The sequence below is a fragment of the Streptomyces aureus genome (genome assembly GCF_000725495.1).
GTDB classification, from domain to species: Bacteria; Actinomycetota; Actinomycetes; order Streptomycetales; family Streptomycetaceae; genus Streptomyces; species Streptomyces aureus_B.
In genome coordinates this window covers 233,568-253,723 of the sequence record NZ_JNZD01000003.1, presented here as the reverse complement: position 1 = coordinate 253,723, position 20,156 = coordinate 233,568, and the positions used below count along the sequence as shown (strand labels likewise).

Here is a 20,156-nt window from a genome sequence, read left to right as displayed (position 1 = left end):
CCGCCAAGAGGGGCGGGGTCCCGGTCAAGAGAACGGGGTCCCGGCCGGGAGGCGCGGGACCCCGCGGGGTCGGACGGGCCCCAGGGCCCGAGAGGTCCTACTGCCGAGAGGCGCCGTGGTGCGGTGCCGCGAGCGGGTCGCCGGACCGCGCGACCACACGGGCGATCCAGGCCATCGCCTCCGGCACGTCATAGTTGCCGGCGTGCGGCTGGTTCCAGGCGAGCCGGTAGTCGACGTCCTCGACCTGCTTGTCCGCCTCCAGCGCCCGGTCCAGGTTGACCGAGACGATGAACGAGGTGTCCCGGTCCCGGGTGCCGTTGCGGACGTACCAGTTGGGCGCGGTGTCGGCGTTCGTTCCGATGAAGTCCATCGGGTCGATCAGATGGATCTGGTCGTCGAGGGTCGTGCTCTTGCGGGCGGTGTACTGGTCCCAGGTCAGCCCCGTGTCGTCGGTGCCGCTGCCGTCCCCGGCGACGTCGTTGTGGTTCCAGCTCCACTCGGTGTAGTTCATGTACTTCTGGGTGTACGGGCCGAAGAGGTTGGTCTCGGTCCCGCTGGTGGTGTTCCCGTGCACACCCACGGCGTCGAAGGCCGGTGTCGTCTTCAGGGCGGCCTGGGTGGCGACGAACTTCAGGTACTTCGTCATGTCGACCGACAACACCTTGTCCGCCGCGTTGTCGACGTCGATCCAGTCGTTCACGTACGACTTCGTGGTGGAGCCGCCGGGTCCGCCCGAGGTGATGTCGAAGGTGGCCCCGAGCGCCGGGATCGTGTTGGCGGGGTCGGCCTTCATGTACGCCTCGGCGGAGCGGACGACCTCCTTCTCGACGGTGTCGAGCATGGTCCCGGCGGTCAGCCTGGATCCGTCCGGGTTGCGGAGCCCGAGGCTCTTCTCGTACGCCGGGAACCCGGCCGCGATCTCGGCGGCGTCCTGGGGAGCGGCGTTCGACCCGGTCGCGTCACGGGTGCCGAGGACGTTGTACAGCCATTCGTAGGCCGTGTCCGCGTTGCCCAGGTCGGTGATCGGACAGTAGGCGTTGACCGCGAACACGTCGTCGCGCAGGGTGCTGCGGCCCCGGGCGTCGATACCGGCCGCGCCGATCGCGGCGAGGTAGGAGTCGTACGCGGGACTGTTGCCCGAGGCGCCCAGGATCGAGGACAGCGCGCCGCCGCCGCTGGTGCCGTTCACGACGATCCGCTCGGCGCTGCCGGGCATGACGGCGTCGTTGAGGCGCAGATACCGCACCGCGGCCTTGGCGTCGACCGCGGCGGCGGGCGCCTTGCCCGGCGAGGAGCCGTCGGCGCCGGTCAGGCCGCGGCTGCGGTTGGCGACGTCCACGAAGACGTAGCCGGCCTTCAGCGCGGCACCGACGTTGCTGGTGGTGCTGCTGTAGGACGAGCCGTCGGTGACGCTCGCCCGGATGTAACTGGCCATCCAGCCCGCGTTGTTGACCGCGAAGTAGATGGGCGCCCGCTGGTCGGTGAAGGCGCTCTCGGGCACGAAGACGTTCATGCTCTCGTAGCCGCAGCGGGTGTTGCTGATGGTGGTCGTGCCGAAGATGCCGGACTGCTGGGCGGCCGCGGCGACCGGGTCGGCGACGTAGCAGACCTCGCTGTAGGCGCGTACCTTCAGCGGCCGGCCGTCGACCGTGACAGTGAGGGTCTTGTACGCGCCGGTGTCGAAGGCCAGGGCGGCGTCCTGCGGGTCCGCACCGTACGGGTGCGACGCGGCCCGCCCCTGGGCCGCGAGCGCGGACGAGGGTGCCGCGATCGCGGTGAGCGCGAGGGAGCCCGCTATCGCCATCCCCCGCATCAGACGCCTGCGGCCGGGGGAACGTCCTGCCCGTCCACCCGCCGGTCGGGCGGCGCCGCGCTCGGAGGATTCCGAGAGCCACTCCATGAGGGTCTCCTCTGGTCGAGTATCGAGTGTTCCGCTGACACCTCGGGCCCAAGGCGTGACGCACGCTACAAGATTGTTAACAAAATACCCAGCAATTTTGCAAACATTTCGCGCGGCCCGAAAGCCCTGGGGGCGTCGGCCCGAGAGGCCCGGGGGCGCCGGCCCGAGAGCCCTGGGAGCGCCGCCCCGGAAGCCCCCGGGGCCGCCACCCGGAGGGCCCCAGGGCCGCTTCGCCGCGAGGGTGCGTCGCACCGATAAGGCCGCTGCGCACTTACCGCCGACGCCCCTGGCGGTCACCATGGAGAAGGCTTTATCGACACGTATGACCTGAATGAGCTGACTCCAGGAGGGCTCATGGACGCCCCGACCGCGACGACGGCGGGCCCGGCCGCGCAGGACGACGCGCAGGAGGACCCGACCGTCCACATTCTCTGGATCAACGCGGGGCTGAGCTGCGACGGGGACTCGGTCTCGCTGACCGCCGCGACCCAGCCGAGCATCGAGGAACTGGCGCTCGGCGCCCTGCCGGGACTGCCCAAGGTGGCGGTGCACTGGCCCCTGATCGACTTCGAGTGCGGGCCCGTGGAGGGCGCCGACAATTTCGTCGAATGGTTCTTCAAGGCGGACCGGGGCGAGCTGGAGCCCTTCGTGCTGGTCGTCGAGGGGTCCATCCCGAACGAGCGGGTCAAGCCCGAGGGCTACTGGTGCGGCTTCGGCGACGATCCACAGACAGGGCAGCCGATCACCACCAGCGAGTGGCTGGACCGGCTGGCCCCCAAGGCGCTCGCCGTCGTCGCCATCGGCACCTGCGCGACGTACGGCGGGATCCACGCGATGGCCGGGAACCCGACCGGCGCGATGGGCGTGCCGGACTACCTCGGCTGGGAGTGGAAGTCCCAGGCGGGCATTCCGATCGTCTGCATCCCGGGCTGCCCCGTGCACCCGGACAACGCCTCGGAGACCCTGCTCTATCTGCTGTACCAGGCGGCGGGCGCGGCCCCCATGATCCCGCTGGACGAGGAACTGCGTCCGACCTGGCTGTTCGGGGCGACCGTGCACGAGGGCTGCGACCGCGCCGGCTACTACGAGCAGGGGCAGTTCGCCACCGAGTACGGATCTCCCGAGTGCCTGGTCAAACTCGGCTGCTGGGGCCCGGTGGTCAAGTGCAACGTGCCCAAGCGCGGCTGGATCAACGGGGTGGGCGGCTGCCCGAACGTCGGCGGGATCTGCATCGCCTGCACGATGCCGGGCTTCCCCGACAAGTTCATGCCGTTCATGGACGAGCCGCCGGGCGGGCACGTGTCCGCGACGGCGAGCGGCATCTACGGATCCGTCATCCGGCGGCTGCGGAACATCACCGCGCGGACCGTCGACAAGGAACCGAAGTGGCGCGGCCGCAGCGAGGAGCTCACGACCGGCTACAAGGCCCCGTGGTGACCACGGTTGCCCGCTGAGCAGACACTCGACAGGAAGGTGGCGCGGCACCATGGCGACGGCGACGAACAAGCCGGCCGGTGACGGCCTCACGGAGATGTCGTGGGACCCGATCACCCGCATCGTCGGCAGTCTCGGCATCCACACCAAGATCGACTTCAAGGCGAAGCGGGTCGCGGAGTGCTACAGCACCTCGTCCGTCTTCCGCGGGTACAGCGTGTTCATGCGGGGCAAGGACCCGCGCGACGCGCACTTCATCACCAGCAGGATCTGCGGCATCTGCGGCGACAACCACGCCACCTGTTCCGTCTACGCCCAGAACATGGCGTACGGCGTGGCACCCCCGCACCTGGGCGAGTGGATCATCAATCTCGGCGAGGCCGCGGAGTACATGTTCGACCACAACATCTTCCAGGAGAACCTGGTCGGCGTGGACTACTGCGAACGGATGGTCCGCGAGACCAACCCCGGTGTGCTGGAGCAGGCCGAGCGCACCGAGGCGCCGCACGCGGCCGACCACGGCTACCGGACGATCGCGGACATCATGCGCTCGCTGAACCCGCTGGAGGGCGAGTTCTACCGTGAGGCGCTCCAGGTCAGCCGCTACACCCGCGAGATGTTCTGTCTGATGGAGGGACGCCATGTGCACCCCTCCACGCTCTACCCGGGCGGGGTCGGCACGGTCGCGACCATCCAGCTCTTCACCGACTACCTGACCCGGCTCACCCGCTACGTGGAGTTCATGAAGCGGGTCGTCCCGCTCCACGACGACCTCTTCGACTTCTTCTACGAGGCCCTGCCGGGCTACGAGGACGTGGGCCGGCGCCGGGTGCTGCTGGGCTGCTGGGGCGCGCTGAACGACCCGGAGTACTGCGACTTCCAGTACGCGAACATGGAGAACTGGGGGCGGCGCATGTTCGTCACCCCGGGCGTCGTGGTGGACGGCAAGCTGGTCACCAACAGCCTCGTCGACATCAACCTCGGCATCCGCATCCTGCTGGGCAGTTCGTACTACGAGGACTGGTCGGGCATGGAGAAGTTCGTCGAACGGGACCCGCTCGGCAACCCCGTCGACGAGCGCCACCCCTGGAACCAGCACACGATCCCCGCACCGCAGAAGCGGGACTTCGACGACAAGTACAGCTGGGTCATGTCGCCGCGCTGGTTCGACGGCACCGATCATCTGGCGCTGGACACCGGCGGCGGTCCGATCGCCCGGCTGTGGTCCACGGCCCTGTCCGGACTCGTCGACATCGGCTACATCAAGGCCACCGGGCACAGCGTGCAGATCAACCTGCCGCGCACGATGACCAAGCCCGAGATGGCACTGGAGTGGCGCATCCCGCAGTGGAGCAACGCCATCGAACGCAACCGGGCCCGCACCTACTTCCAGGCGTACGCCGCCGCGGCCGCCCTGTACTTCGCCGAGCAGGCGATGGAGGAGGTGCGCGCCGGACGCACCCAGACCTGGGAGAAGTTCGACGTGCCGGACGAGTCGATCGGCTGCGGCTTCACCGAGGCGGTCCGGGGTGTGCTCTCCCACCACATGGTGATCCGCGACGGCAAGATCGCCAACTACCACCCGTACCCGCCGACCCCGTGGAACGGCAGTGTCCGCGATTCCTACGGCACGCCGGGCCCCTACGAGGACGCGGTGCAGAACACCCCCATCTTCGAGGAGAACCCGCCCGAGAACTTCAAGGGCATCGACATCATGCGGGCCGTCCGCAGCTTCGACCCGTGTCTGCCGTGCGGTGTGCACATGTACGTCGGCGGCGGGCGGACCGTGGAGGAGACGCACCTGCCGACGGGGCTGAGCGGACTGGCCGTCTGACCCTCCCGGGATACGGCGTCCCCCGCGATCCGACGTCCATCGCGATCCGACCTCCTCGCGATGCGACCTTCCCCAGGAGCCTCAGAGAAGGGCTTGCCGATGGCCGGACAGGAGACGGGCGAGCGGATTGGCGCGCTGCTCGACGAGCTGGCGCAGCGGGCGGGACCGGAGGCGCGCGACGTCGCGGACGAACTGGTGCGCTGCCTCATGGAGTTCTACGGCGAGGGCCTGGCCCGGACCGTGCGCCTGCTGCGCTCCGCCCCGGCGGGCGCGGACCCCCTCGCCGTCCTCACCGCCGACGAACTCGTGAGCGATCTGCTGATCCTGCACGATCTGCACCCCGAGGACACCGCGACCCGGGTGGGCCGGGCCCTCGACAAGGTGCGGCCCTACCTCGGCTCGCACGCGGGCGACGTCGAGGTGGCCGGGCTCGACCTGGAGGCACCGGACGGTCCGACGCTCCGGCTGAGGCTGCGCGGCAGCTGCGACGGCTGTCCGTCCTCGACCCAGACCGTGCGCTGGACCATCGAGGAGGCGGTCGCCCGGATCGCGCCCGAGATCGAGCACATCGAGGTCGAGGGCGTCGCCTCCGGGAGCCCGGAACCGGCGCTGCTGCAGATCCTGCCGCACCGCCCCGACGACGCCCCGGGCGCCGCACCGCCGTCCCCACCGGCGGGCGAGGCGGCACGCTGGTACGAACTGGGCCCGCGCTCCCTGCCGGCGGACGACGGCGCCACCCGGATCACCGAGGTCGCGGGCCGCACCCTGCTGCTGGTCAGGCTGCCGGGGCACCTGTACGCCTACCGCGACCCGTGCCCGCTGTGTTCGGCGGGACTCGCGCCGGCGCTCCTGGACGGCGAACTGCTGCGGTGCGCGGGCTGCGGCGCCGCGTTCGACGTGCGCCGGGCGGGCCGGGGCGACACGGGCCACCTGGATCCCGTACCGCTGCTGGAGGAGGACGGAGCGGTACGGGTGGCGCTGCCCGGCGAGCTGCTGGGGGCGGGGCCGTGACCACCGACATCCTCCGGCAGTTCACCCGCCGGCCGCCGCCCGAGGGCGAGCGCTGCGACCTGTGCGGGGAGCCGCTGCCCGCCGAGCACCGGCACATCGTCGACACCTCCCGGCGGTCCCTCAAGTGCTCCTGCCCGCCGTGCCATCTGCTCTTCACCCGGCCGGGCGCGGGGCAGGGCCGCTTCCGGGCGGTCCCGGACCGGTATCTCACCGATCCCGGGTTCGTCCTGGACGAGGCCGGCTGGAACCGGCTGCAGATCCCGGTCTCGCTCGCCTTCTTCTTCCGCAACTCCGAGCTGGGCCGGCTGGCGGCCTTCTATCCGAGCCCGGCGGGTGCCACCGAGAGCGAGCTCGACCCGCGGACCTGGGACGCGGCGCTCGGCCGCAGTCGGCTGGCGGAGCTGCTCGAACCCGACGTGGAGGCGCTGCTGCTGCACCGCGCGCGGGAGGGCACGGTGACGTGCACGCTCGTCCCGGTCGACGTCTGCTACGAACTGGTCGGACGGATGCGGCTGCACTGGAAGGGCTTCGACGGCGGCGCGGAGGCCCGCGCGGACATCGCGGACTTCCTGGAACGGATCACGGCGGCCGCCCGGGAGCCGGACCCGGTTCCCGGAGCATCGGACAGTGCACCTGCCCACGGCGGACGGCCGGTCGGCGCACCGGCGGACGGCGGACGGCCGGACGCCCGCGAACCGGACCCCGCTGACCCCGCCTCCCAGCCAGGGGGCGCCCCATGACCGATCTTCAGTTCTCCTGCACCGGGGTGCGCCCCGAGCCGTACGGGGCGGGGCCCACGCTGCTGTTCGGGCTGCGCATCGAGGAGGCGGACCACCGGCCGGTGCACGCCGTCGCGCTGCGCTGCCAGATCCGGATCGAGCCCGCGGGACGGTCCTACGAGCCGGAGGAGGTGGACATGCTGGGTGACCTGTTCGGCGAACCGAGCCGCTGGAGCAGCACGCTCAAGCCGCTCCAGTTCGCGCACGCCTCCATCACGGTCCCGGGCTTCACCGGATCGACCGAGGTCGACCTCCCGGTGCCCTGCACCTACGACACCGAGGTCGCGTCGGCCTCGTACTTCCGTGCGCTGACACGCGGCGAGGTCCCGCTGCTCCTGCTCTTCTCCGGCACGGTGTTCACCGGCCGGGACGGCTTCGTGGCGGAGCCGGTGCCCTGGCACAAGGAGACGTCGTACCGGATGCCCGTGGACGTGTGGCGGAACCTGATCGAGCAGTACTTCCCCAACTCCGGGTGGCTGCGCGTCCGGCTGGACGTGCTGGACGCGCTGCGCCGCTACCGGTCCGCGCACGCGCTGCCGTCCTGGGAGCGGGTCTTCGACGAACTGCTCGCCACCGCAGACGCGAAGGGGGCCGACTGAGATGGGCAATCCCCTGGAGGACCGTTTCGAGCAGGCCCGCGCGGTGGCGGACGCGGTCCTGTTCGAGGGATACGTCCTCTACCCCTACCGCGCCTCCGCCGCGAAGAACCAGCTGCGCTGGCAGTTCGGGGTCCTGGTGCCGCCCGCCTGGACCGCCACGACGGGAGAGCACGCCGTCCAGCGCACCGAGTGCCTGCTGGAACCCCGCCAGGGCGACCGGCTCCACGCCGAACTGCGTTTCCTGCACGTCCGGCGGCGCACCGTCGAGCGGCTCGACCCCGGCGGCGGCTACACCGAGGTCCCCGAACTCGAACTGCCGGACCGGGTGTTGGTCCCGTGGGACGAGGGGCACGAGGAACGCGTCCTGATCCATGAGCCGCTCGCCCAGCTGACGGGCGATCAAGCGAGTGTGCACGCCGTACGGTTCGATCTCCCGGACGCCGTCGAGTACGAGCCGGTGACCGACGAGGAGGGCCGGACGGTGGGCCGCCTCGTCCGGCACAGACAGCGGCTGACCGGCGAACTACGCCCACGGGTCGAGGAGTTGCCCGGCCCCTATCGCGTGCTGCGGCTCACGGTGAGCGTGCACAACACCACCGTCGCACCCGAGGACGCCGTCCTCGACCGCGACACCGCCCTCGCCCACAGCCTGATCGGCACCCATCTGCTGTTCGGCGTTCCCGGCGGGCGCTTCCTGTCGCTGACGGACCCTCCGGAGTGGGCGCGCCCGGCCGCCGCGAGCTGTCACAACGACCGCACCTGGCCCGTGTAACCAGGCATGCGCACGCCTCACATCCGGGCGCGGCGGGGCCGGCGGAGGGTCTCCCGGCGGGAGGTGAGGGCCGTGCATGAGCTGTCGATCGCGGTCGCGGTCGTCGAGCAGGTCGAGGAGGCGGTGCGGGACCGGGGCCGGGCGGTCGCGTCCCTGACCCTGCGGATCGGCGAGCTCGCGGGGGTGGTGCCCGAGGCGCTGGAGTTCTCGTTCGGGCTCGCCGCGGAGGGCACCGCGCTGGCGGGGGCCCGGCTGCTGATCGAGACTGTCGAAGCGCGGGGCCGCTGCGAGGGCTGCGGCCGCGAGGCGGCGACGGGGATGCCTCCGGTGCTGTGGTGCGCCGGGTGCGGGGCGCCGCTGACCCTGCTGGGCGGTCGGGAGCTGGAGATCGTCCGGTTGACCCTGGCCGAGGGGCCCGCCGAGGAGCCCCGGTCCGCGCCGCCCGGGCCGCCCGTACGCGACGAGGAGGCGAGCCATGTGCCGCACCGTTGACCTGCATCAGGCCGTGCTCGCGAGGAACGACGAGAACGCACTGGCCCTACGGAGCTATCTGGGTGACCGCGGCACGGTGGCGGTCAATCTGCTGTCCAGTCCGGGCAGCGGCAAGACGGCCCTGCTCGAGCAGTTGCTGGCGCGGGCCGTGGCGGGCGGCACCCCGGCCGCAGCCGTCACCGCCGATCTGGCGACCGAGAACGACGCGACCCGGCTGGCGCGGTCCGGGGCGCCGGTGCAGCAGATCCTCACCGACGGACTGTGCCATCTGGAGGCGGGCATGCTCCAGCGGCGGCTGGAGGGCTGGCTGCCCGAGGGCACCCGGCTGCTGTTCGTCGAGAACGTCGGCAATCTCGTCTGTCCGGCCTCCTACGACCTCGGGGAGACCCTGCGCATCGCGCTCGCCTCGGTGACCGAGGGCGAGGACAAGCCGGTCAAGTACCCGACCGCCTTCGGCCTCGCGCAGCTGGTGGTGATCACCAAGACCGACCTCGCGGACGCCGTCGGCTTCGACCGGGACGCGTTCCTCGCGGGTGTCCGGCAGGTCAATCCCGGGGTGCCGGTCCTGGAGACCTCGGCCCGCACCGGCCAGGGGGTCGACGCCCTGCTGGCGCACGTCCTGCGCTGCGCGGCCGGGGAGGAGACGCACGTACCGGTGCTGGCCCGGCAGCACGAGCGCCACACGCACCGGCACGGGAACGGCCACGGCCACCCGGCGGAGGACGGGCACACCCACGCCGACGGACACACCCACGCCGACGGGCATGTGCGCCCCGGCGTACGGGGACCGGCGCGGTGAACCGGGCCCCGGGGCGCGAGCGCCGGCACGTCGTGGTCACCGGCGTGGTCCAGGGGGTGGGGTTCCGGCCCTTCGTGTACACCCTCGCGGAGGAACTGGGGCTGACCGGCTGGGTCACCAACAACGCGCGGGGAGTCGAGGCCGAGGTCGAGGGTCCGGCCGCCGCCGTGGCGGAGTTCTGCGCGCGGATCGGGACCCGGCCGCCGCCGCTCGCGGTCGTCGAGTCCGTCGAGCACCGGCCCGTGCCCGTGGCGGACGACGGCGCCGTGTTCACCATCCGCCCCTCGTCCGGCGGCCCGGGACGCACGCTGGTCTCCCCGGACACCGCGACCTGCGACGCCTGTCTGCGCGAACTCGCGGACCCGGCCGACCGGCGCCACCGGCACCCCTTCATCACCTGTACGCACTGTGGTCCGCGGTTCACCATCGTGACCTCGCTGCCGTACGACCGGGACCGCACCACCATGGCGGGCTTCCCCATGTGCGCGGACTGCGCGCGGGAGTACGCGGACCCGGGCGACCGGCGTTTCCACGCCCAGCCGATCGCCTGCCCCGCCTGCGGTCCCCGGCTCACCCTGCGCACCGGGGCGGACGATCCGGGCGGGCTGCGGGACGGGGAGGCGCTCGCGGAGGCCCGCCGGCTGCTGGCCGAGGGCGCCGTGGTCGCGGTCAAGGGGATCGGCGGCTACCACCTGGCGTGCGACGCCGGCGATCCCGCGGCCGTGCGCACCCTGCGCAAGCGCAAGAACCGCGGCGGCAAGCCCTTCGCGGTGCTCGCCGGCTCGCTGGAGACCGTCCGGCGGCTGGCCCATGTCGGGCCCGAGGAGCGGGAGTTGCTCCTCGGGCCGCGCAAGCCGGTGGTCCTGCTGCGGCGGCGGGCGCGGGCCGGCGACGAGATCGCGGCGGCCGTCGCCCCGGGCAGCCCGGACCTGGGCTTCATGCTCCCGTACACACCGCTGCACCGGCTGCTGCTGGGGCTGCCCGGTGATCCGCCGGGGCCCTCGGTCCTGGTCATGACCAGCGGGAACCGTTCGGGCGAACCCATCGTCACCGACGACGCCGAGGCGCTGACCCGGCTGGCCGGGCTCGCCGACGCCTGGCTCGCGCACGACCGGCCCATCCACGTGCCCTGCGACGACTCGGTGGTCCGGGTGTGCGCGGGCGCCGAGCTGCCGGTGCGGCGCTCGCGCGGTTACGCCCCCTTCCCGGTCGCCCTGCCGGTGCCGGTGGTCCCGGCCCTGGCCGTGGGCGGGGACCTCAAGAACACCTTCTGCGCCGGGGAGGGCCGCTACGCGTGGCTGTCCGCGCACGTCGGGGACATGGACGACCTGGCCACCCTGAACGCCTTCGAGCGGGCCACCGGCCATCTCACCGACCTCACCGCGGTCGTGCCGCGGCTGCTCGTCGCCGACCGGCACCCCGGCTACCGCTCGACCCGGTGGGCCCGGCGCACCGCCGAGGCCCGCGGACTGGAACTGCGCCAGGTGCAGCACCACCACGCCCATGTCGCCTCGGCGATGGCCGAGCACGGACTCGACGGCTCGCAGCCCGTGATCGGGGTCGCCTTCGACGGCACCGGCTACGGCGACGACGGTGCCGTCTGGGGCGGCGAGTTCCTGCTCGCGGACTACGACGGCTACCGGCGGTTCGCCCATCTGGGCTACGTCCCGCTGCCGGGCGGCGACGCGGCCGTACGCAACCCCTACCGGATGGCGCTGTCGCATCTGCGGGCCGCGGGACTGCCCTGGTACGACGGGCTGCCGTGCGCGGCGGCGGCCACGCCCGAGGAACGGCGGCTGCTCGGGCGGCAGCTGGAGCGCGGGCTGAACTGCGTTCCCACGTCCAGCATGGGCCGCCTCTTCGACGCGGTGTCCTCGCTTGCGGGCGTGTGCCACCGGGTGGAGTACGAGGCGCAGGCGGCGATGGAGCTGGAGAACGCGGCGCTGAACGATCTGACGGGTCCGCCGGCCGACGACGAGCGGAACGACGCGTACCGGTTCATGCTGAGAGCGGTCCGTCAGGACCCCGGATCACCGCTGATCGCCGATCCGGCTCCGGTCCTGGCCTCCGCCGTCGCGGACGTGAGGGCCGGTGTCCCGGCCGGTCCGGTGGCCCGCCGGTTCCATCGGGCCGTCATCGGCCTGGTCCTGGAGGTGTGCACGGTGGCGCGGGAGCGGACCGGGCTCGGCACGGTGGCCCTCAGCGGCGGGGTGTTCTGCAACGCCCTGCTGACCGAGGGCTGCGGCTCCGTCCTGGAACGCGCGGGCTTCACCGTGCTGCGGCACCACCGGGTTCCCCCCAACGACGGCGGCCTGGCCCTCGGCCAGCTGGTCGTCGCCGCCCGGTCGGCGGCCACCCCCTAGAGCGCCGGAGCGCACGAGCGAGGCAGGAGCGAGTCATGTGTCTGGCCGTACCCGGCCGAGTGCTGGAGATCGAGGAACGTGACGCGACGCGGATGGCCAAGGTGGACTTCGGCGGTGTCGTCAAGGACGTGTGTCTGGAGTACGTGCCGGACATGAAGGTCGGCGACTACGCCATCGTCCACGTGGGATTCGCGTTGCAACGGCTGGACGAGGAGTCCGCCAAACAGACCCTGGAACTCTTCGAGAACCTCGGGGTGCTGGAGGAGGAGTTCGGCGACGCCTGGGGCAAGGCGGCCCGTGACGCCGGCGCCGAACGCCCCGCCGGAACCGGACGTCCGCCCCTGGAGGGCGCCGACAAGGAGGCGCGGTCATGAAGTACCTGGACGAGTTCAGCGATCCGGTCCTCGCCAAGCGGCTCTTCGACGACATCAGGGCGGTCACCACCCGGCCCTGGTCGCTCATGGAGGTCTGCGGCGGGCAGACGCACTCGATCATCCGCCACGGCATCGACCAGCTGCTCCCCGAGGAGATCCAGCTGATCCACGGGCCGGGCTGCCCGGTGTGCGTGACCCCGCTGGAGATCATCGACAAGGCGCTGGAGATCGCCTCCCGGCCCGACGTGATCTTCTGTTCGTTCGGCGACATGCTGCGCGTGCCCGGCAGCGGCCGTGACCTGTTCAAGGTCAAGAGCGAGGGCGCGGACGTCCGGGTCGTGTACTCGCCGCTGGACGCGCTGAAGATCGCGCAGGACAACCCCGAGCGCCAGGTCGTGTTCTTCGGCATCGGCTTCGAGACCACCGCGCCGCCCAACGCGATGACGGTCTACCAGGCCAAGAAACTGGGCATCCCCAACTTCAGCCTGCTGGTCTCGCACGTCCGGGTGCCCCCGGCCATCGACGCGATCATGAACTCGCCGGACTGCCGGGTGCAGGCATTCCTCGCCGCCGGACACGTGTGCACGGTGATGGGCACCGCCGAGTACCCCGAACTCGCCGAGCGGCACCGGGTGCCGATCGTCGTGACCGGCTTCGAGCCGCTCGACATCCTGGAGGGCATCCGCCGCGCGGTGCGCCAGCTGGAGGCGGGGCAGCACACCCTGGAGAACGCCTATCCGCGCGCGGTGCAGGCCGACGGGAGCCCGGCCGCCCGCGCCATGCTCGCGGACGTCTTCGAGGTGACCGACCGGGCCTGGCGCGGGATCGGCATGATCCCGGCGAGCGGCTGGCGGCTGTCGCCCAAGTACCGCGACTTCGACGCCGAGCACCGCTTCTCGGTGACGGGCATCGAGACCGAGGAGTCGACCGTCTGCCGCAGCGGCGAGGTCCTCCAGGGACTCATCAAGCCGCACGAGTGCGCCGCGTTCGGCAAGGAGTGCACGCCGCGCAATCCGCTGGGCGCGACCATGGTCTCCAGCGAGGGCGCGTGCGCCGCGTACTACCTCTACCGGCGGCTGGAGTCCCCGGACAAGGAGGCGAGTTCCGTTGGCTGACTCGGCATACGCCCCCGCCGACTTCTCCTCCTGGACCTGTCCGGCGCCGCTGCGCGACCACGACAGGATCGTGATGGGTCACGGCGGCGGCGGCACGCTCTCCGCCGAACTGGTGGAGCACCTGTTCGCGCCTGCCTTCGGCAACTCCGTGCTCGCCGAGCTCGGCGACGCGGCCCATCTGCGGATGGGCGGGGCCCGGCTCGCCTTCTCCACCGACTCCTTCGTCGTCCGGCCGCTGTTCTTCCCCGGCGGCAGCATCGGCGACCTCGCCGTCAACGGCACGGTCAACGACCTGGCCATGGCGGGGGCCGTACCGGCCTATCTCTCCTGCGGGTTCATCCTGGAGGAGGGGGTCGAGCTGTCCGTCGTGGGGCGCGTGGCCGAGGCGATGGGCGAGGCGGCCAGGACCGCCGGGGTGCTGGTGGCCACCGGTGACACGAAGGTCGTCGACGCCGGTCACGGCGACGGCGTCTTCATCAACACCGCCGGGATCGGCCTGATCCCGGACGGCGTCGACATCCGCCCGCAGCGCGCGGCCCCCGGTGACGTGGTGCTGGTCAGCGGGCCCATCGGCGTGCACGGAGTGGCGATCATGAGCGTGCGGGAGGGACTCGAGTTCGGTGTCGAGATCCAGAGCGACACCGCGTCGCTGGCCGGTCTGGTCGCCGACATGCTCGCCGTCTGCCCCGATCTGCACGTGTTGCGCGACCCCACCCGCGGCGGGCTCGCCACCTCCCTGAACGAGATCGCCGCGGCCGCACAGGTCGGCATCAAGCTGGACGAACGGTCCCTGCCCGTCCCGGAGACGGTCGCCAACGCCTGCGCCTTCCTCGGCCTCGACCCGCTGTACGTGGCCAACGAGGGCAAGCTGGTGGCGTTCGTGGCGGCCGAGCACGCCGACGCCGTGCTGGCGGCGATGCGGGCCCACCCGCTGGGCAAGGAGTCCGTGGCGATCGGACACTGCGTCCCCGACCACCCCGGCATGGTGGTCGCGGCCACCGGTCTGGGCGGCACCCGCGTGGTGGACATGCCGCTGGGGGAGCAACTGCCCCGCATCTGCTGAGACATCGCGCCGGCGGCGGCTGACACCCCGCCGGCCGGAACCCGCACGACCCGAGGCCGGCCCTCGGTGACGACCCGCATCACGCGGGAGTCACCGGGGGCCGGCCTCCCGTGTGCGCGGGCGGTGCAACCCTCTCGCAACGTCCGGGGTGGTCGGCTGGTGCGCGACAGCCGTGAGACCCGAGGGGGAAGCCGATGGACGCCGTCGCGCGCGTGGAGCTGACGCCCGAGGCCGCCGACCTGCTGAGGCGGCTGCGGGAACGGCACGGCCCGCTGATGTTCCATCAGTCGGGCGGCTGCTGCGACGGCAGCGCGCCCATGTGCTACCCGGACGGCGAGTTCCGCACGGGCGGTTCCGACGTCCTGCTGGCCGAGTTGGAGGTCGAGGGCGTCGAGGAGACGGTCTCCTTCTGGATGTCCAGGAGCCAGTTCGAGCTGTGGGCCCACACCCGCCTGATCGTGGACGTCGTCAAGGGCCGTGGCAGCGGCTTCTCCCTGGAAGCACCCGAAGGAGTGCGTTTTCTGATCCGTTCCCGCGTCGTCGGCGCCTAGCCACCGTCCCGGCCCGCCACCTCTGGTGCAATTCCCCTGAGTCCTGGCAGAGTTGACGAGACATCAGGGGGCACCGTGACGCGTCTTGGCAGACGGTTCGGAACGGTACTGACGGTCTTCACGGCAAGCGGCGCGCTGGCCGGTGCGGTGCTCACGGGGGCGGCTCCGGCCGACGCCGCGGAGAAGACGACCCGTATCGGGCCCGGCGTCACCTACACACAGCTCGACATCCCGGCGGCCAGGGGCGTGGCGCACGCGCACGTGGTGACGGTCGATCTGCGCAATCCTCATGTGCGTGTCGACCTGCTGCACCCCGGTGCGGTGGCGGCCCGGGCTCCCGTGTCCCGGCTGGCCGACGCCCGGGGCGCGGTCGCCGGGGTCAACGGCGACTTCTTCGACATCTCGGAGACCCAGCATCCGGGCGTCGAGGCGACGGGCGCGACCGTGGGTCCGGCGATCGCGAGCGGCCGCGGACTGAAGGCGGCGGTGCCCGAAGGCCAGCGGTTCGGACCCCCGCTGCCGCCCGGCACGGACACCGAGGACGTGTTCGGGGTGGGCGCCGACCGCCGGGCCCGGCTGGACCGGGTGGCCCTCGACGGGTCGGTGCGCAGCGCCAAGGGCACCTGGCCGCTCCGCGGGTTCAACCAGTACGCGCTCCCGGTCGGCACGGTCGGCGCGTTCGCCTCGGACTGGGGCGGCGCCTCCCGGGTCCGGGCGACCTGCGGCACCGACACGGACCGGGCCGCGCCGTGCAGTACCGACACCTACGAGGTGACGGTCCGTCGCGGGCGGGTCGTGTCCGCCGCCGGGGCTCCGGGGAGCGGGCGCATCGCGCGGGGCACCACGGTGCTGGTGGGCCGTGAGGCGGGCGCGCGGAAGCTGCGGGGGCTTTCCCTGGGCGAACGGGTCAAGGTACGCCACCGGCTGGTCGCGCGGTCCTCCCGGGTGCCGTACCGGTTCGCGGTCGGCGGGTATCCGATGATGACCGGCGGGGTGCCGCTGCCCGGTCTGGACGACACGACCTCGGCGGTGCGCACCGCGGTGGGCTTCTCCGACCACGGCCACCGGATGCAGCTCCTGGCCCTGGACGGCGCGCCGCGGTTCCGCGCCGGGCTCACCATCGCCGAGGTCACCCTGGCCATGAAGCGGCTGGGGTCGAAGGACGCCTTCAGCCTGGACGGCGGCGGGTCCACGACGATGGTCGCCCGCCGCCCGGGGGCGCACGCGGTGAGCGTCCTCAACCACCCGAGCGGCGGCGCCGAGCGCCCGGTGCCCAACGGCATCGGGGTGTTCGAGACCCCCTGACCCGGCGGCCGGTCAGGGCGTCAGGCTGCCCACGATGTCCGCCGTAGCGGTGAGACCGCTGTGGATGGTCGGGGCCATGCTCGTGCTGGCCAGCAGGAATCCGAGCAGGGCGCAGACCAGGGCGTGGGAGACCTTCAGCCCACCGTTGCGCAGGAAGATCACCGCCAGCACCAGGAGAAACAGCACCGCAGAGATGGAAATCGCCATCGTCAACCTCCTCCGCCACGTCCACTTCGCGGCGTTCGGCCGTAAGTGTGGCGTAGCGGAGGGTTCGTCCGGGCGGCTGACATGTCCCCCGATCGGGTGGTCTTGACCCGCCGCAGGTGAGTACCGGGAAGACGCTTCGGGACCACCCGGACGTACGCGAGGAGCCCGCCCCCTGACGGGACCGGCTCCTCGCGGGACGGGCTCCTGACGGGACGGTCAGGGGGCCTGGAGGTCGACCAGCCCGGCCAGGGCCTCGCGGTGCGCGCCCGCCGTGCCGTAGGCGATCGAGTCGGCCTTGGCGCGCTTGAGGTGGAGGTGCGCCGGGTGCTCCCAGGTCATGCCGAGGCCGCCGTGGAGCTGGACCGCCTCCTCCGCCGCGTGGACGGCGACGGGTGCCGCGTACGCCTGGGCGACGGCGACCGCCACGTCGGTGTCGGCGCTCGCGGTGGCCAGCGCGTCGGCGGCGTTGCGGGCCGCGGCCCGGGCTCCCACGACCTCCAGCCACACCTGGGCCAGCCGGTGCTTGAGCGCCTGGAAGCCGCCGACCGGACGGTTGAACTGCTTGCGCTCCTTGAGGTAGCGGACCGTCTCGGTCAGCGCCTGGTCGGCGATGCCGAGCTGCTCGGAGGCGAGCAGTCCGGCGCCGGCGCGCAGGGCGCGCCGTACGGCGCCGGAGGCGTCCGCGGTGAGCAGGCGCCCGGGCGCCGCGTCGAAGGTGATCCGGGCGAGCGGCCGGGTCTGGTCGAGGCTGACCTGCGGGACGACCGTGACGGCGGCCGCGTCGACCGCGTACAGCCCGCCGTCCTCGGCCGGGACCAGCAGGACGTCCGCGGCGGCCGCGTCGGCGATGCCGGTCAGCTCACCGTGCAGGGTGCCGTTCTCCAGACGCAGGACCCGGTGGGCGGCTCCGGGGCCGGTGTTGAGCGCGACGGCGAGGGTGCCGACGGTCCGGCCGGAGGCGAGCGCGGCGAGCAGTTCGTCGGCGACCGGCCCCTCGCAGCCGAGCAGTGCCTCGGTGGCGACGACGGCGCTGGTCAGATAGGGCACGGGAGCGACGGCGCGGCCGAGTTCCTCCAGGACCACGGCGGCCTCGCGGTGGCTCGCGCCCTGGCCGCCCCGGTCCTCGGGCACCAGGAGGCCGGCCAGACCCATGCCCTCGGTGAGCGCCTTCCAGAGCTCGGGGTCGTGCGGGGTCGCCGACTCGGTGCGGGTGATGACGTCGGCCGCGGCGCAGCGGTCGGTCAGGAGGTCGCGGACGGCGGCGCGCAGCGCCTCCTCCTCCTCGGTGTAGAGCAGATCGGGCTCGGTGCTCACCTGGCTCATCGGGCGAGGTCCTTCCATGCGACGTCCTTGTCGGTGCGCGGCTCGGACGGCAGGCCGAGGACGCGTTCGGCGACGATGTTCAGCAGGACCTCGCTGGTCCCGCCCTCGATGCTGTTGCCCTTGGAGCGCAGGTAGCGGTATCCGGCGTCCCGGCCGGTGAAGTCCACGAGTTCGGGCCGGCGCATCGTCCAGTCCTCGTACAGCAGGCCTTCCTCGCCGAGGAGTTCGACCTCCAGGCCGCTGATCTCCTGGTTGAGCCGGGCGAAGCCGAGCTTCATGCCGGCGCCGTCGTGGCCGGGCTGGCCGGCGACGAGCTGCTGGCGCAGCCGTTCGCCGGACAGGCGGGCGACCTCGGCCTCGACCCAGAGCCTCAGCAGTCGCTGGTGCGTGTCGTGGGTGCGCAGCTCGGGCCGCTCGCGCCAGGTCTTCGCGACCGGGCCGATCATGCCGCCCTCGCGCGGGATGCGCATGCCGCCGATGGAGACGCGCTCGTTCATCAGCGTGGTCTGCGCGACCCGCCAGCCGTCGCCGACCGCGCCGAGGCGGTGGGCGTCGGGGATCCGGACGTCGGTGAGGAAGACCTCGTTGAACTCGGCCTCGCCGGTGATCTGCCGCAGCGGGCGCACGTCGACGCCCGGGTCGCTCATGTCGCAGACGAAGTACGTGATGCCCCGGTGCTTGGGCACGTCCGGGTCGGTGCGGGCGATGAGGATGGCGAAGCGGGCGAGGTGGGCGCTGGAGGTCCACACCTTCTGCCCGTTGACCACCCAGTCACCGTCCTCGCCGCCCTCGCGGACGGCCCGGGTGCCGAGCGCGGCGAGGTCCGATCCGGCGCCGGGCTCGCTGAAGAGCTGGCACCACACCTCCTCGCCGGTCCACAGGGGCCGCAGGAAGCGCCGCTTCTGCTCCTCGGTGCCGAAGCCGAGGATGGTCGGGGCGGCCATGCCGAGGCCGATGCCGATGCGCCGCGGGTCGTTGTCGGGCGCGCCGGCGGCGGCCAGTTCGGCGTCCACGACGGCCTGGAGGCTGCGCGGGGCGCCGAGTCCGCCGAGGCCCTCGGGGTAGTGCACCCAGGCGAGCCCGGCGTCGAAGCGGGCTCTCAGGAAGTCCAGCCGGTCCGTTTCCCCGGGCGGGTGCGCGGCCAGCAACTCCTGGGTGCGGCGGCGCAGTTCGGCTGCGTCGGTCATGCGGCGACTCCGTTCTCCAGTGTGGGCACCACGGCGATCCGCCCGGTGGTGACTCCGTCGGCGACCCGCTGCACGGCGGCGGCGGCCTCGCCCAGCGGCACCCGCTCGCTCACCAGCGGCTTGATCGCGCCGCGCGCGGCCAGTTCGGTGAGCTGCTCGTGGCCGTGCAGCACGAGCTTCGGGTTCTTGGTGTTGTACAGGCCCCAGTGCAGGCCCAGGACGCCGTAGTTCTTGACGAGGGCGTGGTTCAGCGCGGGGCTCGGGATCGAGCCGCTGGCGAAGCCGACGACCACGATCCGGCCCTCGAAGGCGACGACCTTCGTGGACTGGGTGTAGGCCTCGCCGCCCACGGGGTCGTAGATCACGTCCGCGCCGCGTCCGCCCGTCGCCTCCTTGACGGCTCCGATCACGTCCTCGGCGCGGCGGTCGATCACGACGTCGCAGCCCAGGTCGCGCGCGACCCGGGCCTTGTCGGCGCCGCCCACGACTCCGATGACCCGCGCGCCCGCCGCCTTCCCGAGCTGGACCGCCGCGCTGCCGACGCCTCCGGCGGCCGCGTGGACGAGCAGCGTCTCGCCGGCCTCCAGCCGGGCCCGGCGGTGCAGCCCGAACCAGCCGGTCTGGTAGCCGATGTGCAGGGCGGCGGCCTCGGCGTCGTCGAGGGCCTCGGGGGCCGGCAGCAGGGCGGCGGCGTCCGCGACGGCGTACTCGGCGAAGCCGCCGTGGGGCAGCGCGGGGTTGGCGATCACCCGGCGGCCGTCCTCGGTCTCGCCGCAGATCTCCACTCCGGGCGTGAACGGCAGCGGCGGCCTGACCTGGTACTGGCCGCGGCACATCAGCGCGTCGGGGAAGTTGATGTTCGCGGCGCGCACCTTGAGCAGGACCTGGCCGTCACCCGGGGTCGGCCGGTCCACCTCCACCAGGCGCATCGCCTCCGCGGGCTCGCCGTTCTGGTGCACTTGCCATGCCTGCATGCGGGGCCTCCAGGGGACATCGTCGGCTGACCGGGGTCCTCCGCATACTAAGCGGTCGCTTGCCCACCTGGGAA

The 20,156-nt window shown here is 72.5% G+C and carries 19 protein-coding genes; 14 read left to right on the top strand and 5 right to left on the bottom strand.

The genetic code is table 11. The features are described 5' to 3' along the window. Nucleotides 1-97: 97 nt before the first annotated feature. Nucleotides 98-1,804 carry a subtype B tannase gene (locus IO36_RS05575; protein ID WP_051900017.1) on the bottom strand — a complete coding sequence of 569 codons (1,707 nt, stop codon included), beginning with the start codon at nucleotides 1,802-1,804 and terminating at the stop codon, nucleotides 98-100. Between the two features lie 450 nt (nucleotides 1,805-2,254). Here IO36_RS05575 and IO36_RS05570 point away from each other — a divergent pair, with 450 nt between their 5' ends. The 14 genes from IO36_RS05570 to IO36_RS05505 all read left to right on the top strand — a co-directional run bounded on the left by IO36_RS05570 (nucleotide 2,255) and on the right by IO36_RS05505 (nucleotide 16,391). Then, nucleotides 2,255-3,337, top strand: coding sequence for an NADH-quinone oxidoreductase subunit B family protein (locus IO36_RS05570; RefSeq protein ID WP_037616711.1), 1,083 nt, complete (start codon nucleotides 2,255-2,257; stop codon nucleotides 3,335-3,337). 49 nt (nucleotides 3,338-3,386) lie between these two features. Further along, the gene (locus IO36_RS05565) at nucleotides 3,387-5,168 is read left to right on the top strand and encodes a nickel-dependent hydrogenase large subunit (RefSeq protein ID WP_037616708.1); all 1,782 of its coding nucleotides are present in this window, start codon (nucleotides 3,387-3,389) and stop codon (nucleotides 5,166-5,168) included. A 99-nt stretch (nucleotides 5,169-5,267) separates the two neighbouring features. Further along, on the top strand, nucleotides 5,268-6,179 hold the full coding sequence (locus tag IO36_RS47940) for a NifU family protein (RefSeq protein ID WP_037616706.1): 912 nt from the start codon (nucleotides 5,268-5,270) through the stop codon (nucleotides 6,177-6,179). Continuing rightward, nucleotides 6,176-6,919, top strand: a complete 744-nt coding sequence (locus IO36_RS05555; protein WP_342455107.1) for a DUF5947 family protein — start codon at nucleotides 6,176-6,178, stop codon at nucleotides 6,917-6,919. The genes IO36_RS47940 and IO36_RS05555 overlap by 4 nt, the downstream gene beginning before the upstream one ends. Continuing rightward, nucleotides 6,916-7,557 carry a DUF6084 family protein gene (locus tag IO36_RS05550; RefSeq protein ID WP_037616704.1) on the top strand — a complete coding sequence of 214 codons (642 nt, stop codon included), beginning with the start codon at nucleotides 6,916-6,918 and terminating at the stop codon, nucleotides 7,555-7,557. Before IO36_RS05555 ends, IO36_RS05550 begins: the two co-directional genes overlap by 4 nt. Before the next feature lies 1 nt (nucleotide 7,558). Continuing rightward, complete coding sequence (locus tag IO36_RS05545) at nucleotides 7,559-8,329, top strand: hypothetical protein (protein WP_037616964.1); 771 nt, start codon at nucleotides 7,559-7,561, stop codon at nucleotides 8,327-8,329. Nucleotides 8,330-8,401: 72 nt separating this feature from the next. Next, nucleotides 8,402-8,821, top strand: a complete 420-nt coding sequence (locus tag IO36_RS05540; protein WP_037616702.1) for a hydrogenase maturation nickel metallochaperone HypA/HybF — start codon at nucleotides 8,402-8,404, stop codon at nucleotides 8,819-8,821. Beyond that, nucleotides 8,805-9,620, top strand: a complete 816-nt coding sequence (hypB, locus tag IO36_RS05535; protein WP_037616699.1) for a hydrogenase nickel incorporation protein HypB — start codon at nucleotides 8,805-8,807, stop codon at nucleotides 9,618-9,620. The genes IO36_RS05540 and hypB overlap by 17 nt, the downstream gene beginning before the upstream one ends. Continuing rightward, the gene (hypF, locus tag IO36_RS05530; RefSeq protein ID WP_037616697.1) at nucleotides 9,617-11,983 is read left to right on the top strand and encodes a carbamoyltransferase HypF; all 2,367 of its coding nucleotides are present in this window, start codon (nucleotides 9,617-9,619) and stop codon (nucleotides 11,981-11,983) included. The genes hypB and hypF overlap by 4 nt, the downstream gene beginning before the upstream one ends. 35 nt (nucleotides 11,984-12,018) lie before the next feature. After that, nucleotides 12,019-12,357, top strand: coding sequence for a HypC/HybG/HupF family hydrogenase formation chaperone (locus IO36_RS05525; protein WP_051900015.1), 339 nt, complete (start codon nucleotides 12,019-12,021; stop codon nucleotides 12,355-12,357). Next, nucleotides 12,354-13,472 carry a hydrogenase formation protein HypD gene (gene hypD / locus IO36_RS05520; protein ID WP_037616695.1) on the top strand — a complete coding sequence of 373 codons (1,119 nt, stop codon included), beginning with the start codon at nucleotides 12,354-12,356 and terminating at the stop codon, nucleotides 13,470-13,472. Before IO36_RS05525 ends, hypD begins: the two co-directional genes overlap by 4 nt. A 73-nt stretch (nucleotides 13,473-13,545) precedes the next feature. Then, nucleotides 13,546-14,535, top strand: a complete 990-nt coding sequence (hypE, locus tag IO36_RS05515; protein WP_245173135.1) for a hydrogenase expression/formation protein HypE — start codon at nucleotides 13,546-13,548, stop codon at nucleotides 14,533-14,535. Between the two features lie 194 nt (nucleotides 14,536-14,729). Next, nucleotides 14,730-15,086, top strand: coding sequence for a DUF779 domain-containing protein (locus IO36_RS05510; protein WP_037616691.1), 357 nt, complete (start codon nucleotides 14,730-14,732; stop codon nucleotides 15,084-15,086). A gap of 75 nt (nucleotides 15,087-15,161) precedes the next feature. After that, nucleotides 15,162-16,391, top strand: a complete 1,230-nt coding sequence (locus tag IO36_RS05505) for a phosphodiester glycosidase family protein (RefSeq protein WP_037616688.1) — start codon at nucleotides 15,162-15,164, stop codon at nucleotides 16,389-16,391. Between the two features lie 12 nt (nucleotides 16,392-16,403). Here the strand turns inward: IO36_RS05505 and IO36_RS05500 are convergent, their stop codons facing one another. The 4 genes from IO36_RS05500 to IO36_RS05485 all read right to left on the bottom strand — a co-directional run bounded on the left by IO36_RS05500 (nucleotide 16,404) and on the right by IO36_RS05485 (nucleotide 20,082). Beyond that, complete coding sequence (locus tag IO36_RS05500; protein ID WP_037616685.1) at nucleotides 16,404-16,598, bottom strand: hypothetical protein; 195 nt, start codon at nucleotides 16,596-16,598, stop codon at nucleotides 16,404-16,406. A gap of 216 nt (nucleotides 16,599-16,814) precedes the next feature. After that, on the bottom strand, nucleotides 16,815-17,921 hold the full coding sequence (locus IO36_RS05495; RefSeq protein ID WP_245173129.1) for an acyl-CoA dehydrogenase family protein: 1,107 nt from the start codon (nucleotides 17,919-17,921) through the stop codon (nucleotides 16,815-16,817). After that, nucleotides 17,918-19,108, bottom strand: coding sequence for an acyl-CoA dehydrogenase family protein (locus IO36_RS05490; protein ID WP_037616683.1), 1,191 nt, complete (start codon nucleotides 19,106-19,108; stop codon nucleotides 17,918-17,920). The genes IO36_RS05495 and IO36_RS05490 overlap by 4 nt, the downstream gene beginning before the upstream one ends. Then, entirely contained in the window at nucleotides 19,105-20,082 is a 978-nt protein-coding gene (locus IO36_RS05485) for an NADPH:quinone oxidoreductase family protein (RefSeq protein WP_037616681.1), read from the bottom strand. Before IO36_RS05485 ends, IO36_RS05490 begins: the two co-directional genes overlap by 4 nt. Nucleotides 20,083-20,156 lie beyond the last annotated feature (74 nt).

Coding starts and splice junctions, on each gene's coding strand:
- IO36_RS05500 (WP_037616685.1), bottom strand. CDS start 16,598: ATGGCGATTTCCATCTCTGCGGTGCTGTTTCTCCTGGTGCTGGCGGTG.
- IO36_RS05575 (WP_051900017.1), bottom strand. CDS start 1,804: ATGGCGATAGCGGGCTCCCTCGCGCTCACCGCGATCGCGGCACCCTCG.
- IO36_RS05565 (WP_037616708.1), top strand. CDS start 3,387: ATGGCGACGGCGACGAACAAGCCGGCCGGTGACGGCCTCACGGAGATG.
- IO36_RS05510 (WP_037616691.1), top strand. CDS start 14,730: ATGGACGCCGTCGCGCGCGTGGAGCTGACGCCCGAGGCCGCCGACCTG.
- IO36_RS05490 (WP_037616683.1), bottom strand. CDS start 19,108: ATGACCGACGCAGCCGAACTGCGCCGCCGCACCCAGGAGTTGCTGGCC.
- IO36_RS05570 (WP_037616711.1), top strand. CDS start 2,255: ATGGACGCCCCGACCGCGACGACGGCGGGCCCGGCCGCGCAGGACGAC.
- IO36_RS05495 (WP_245173129.1), bottom strand. CDS start 17,921: ATGAGCCAGGTGAGCACCGAGCCCGATCTGCTCTACACCGAGGAGGAG.
- IO36_RS47940 (WP_037616706.1), top strand. CDS start 5,268: ATGGCCGGACAGGAGACGGGCGAGCGGATTGGCGCGCTGCTCGACGAG.
- IO36_RS05550 (WP_037616704.1), top strand. CDS start 6,916: ATGACCGATCTTCAGTTCTCCTGCACCGGGGTGCGCCCCGAGCCGTAC.
- IO36_RS05485 (WP_037616681.1), bottom strand. CDS start 20,082: ATGCAGGCATGGCAAGTGCACCAGAACGGCGAGCCCGCGGAGGCGATG.
- hypB (WP_037616699.1), top strand. CDS start 8,805: ATGTGCCGCACCGTTGACCTGCATCAGGCCGTGCTCGCGAGGAACGAC.
- hypD (WP_037616695.1), top strand. CDS start 12,354: ATGAAGTACCTGGACGAGTTCAGCGATCCGGTCCTCGCCAAGCGGCTC.
- hypE (WP_245173135.1), top strand. CDS start 13,546: ATGGGTCACGGCGGCGGCGGCACGCTCTCCGCCGAACTGGTGGAGCAC.
- IO36_RS05525 (WP_051900015.1), top strand. CDS start 12,019: ATGTGTCTGGCCGTACCCGGCCGAGTGCTGGAGATCGAGGAACGTGAC.
- IO36_RS05545 (WP_037616964.1), top strand. CDS start 7,559: ATGGGCAATCCCCTGGAGGACCGTTTCGAGCAGGCCCGCGCGGTGGCG.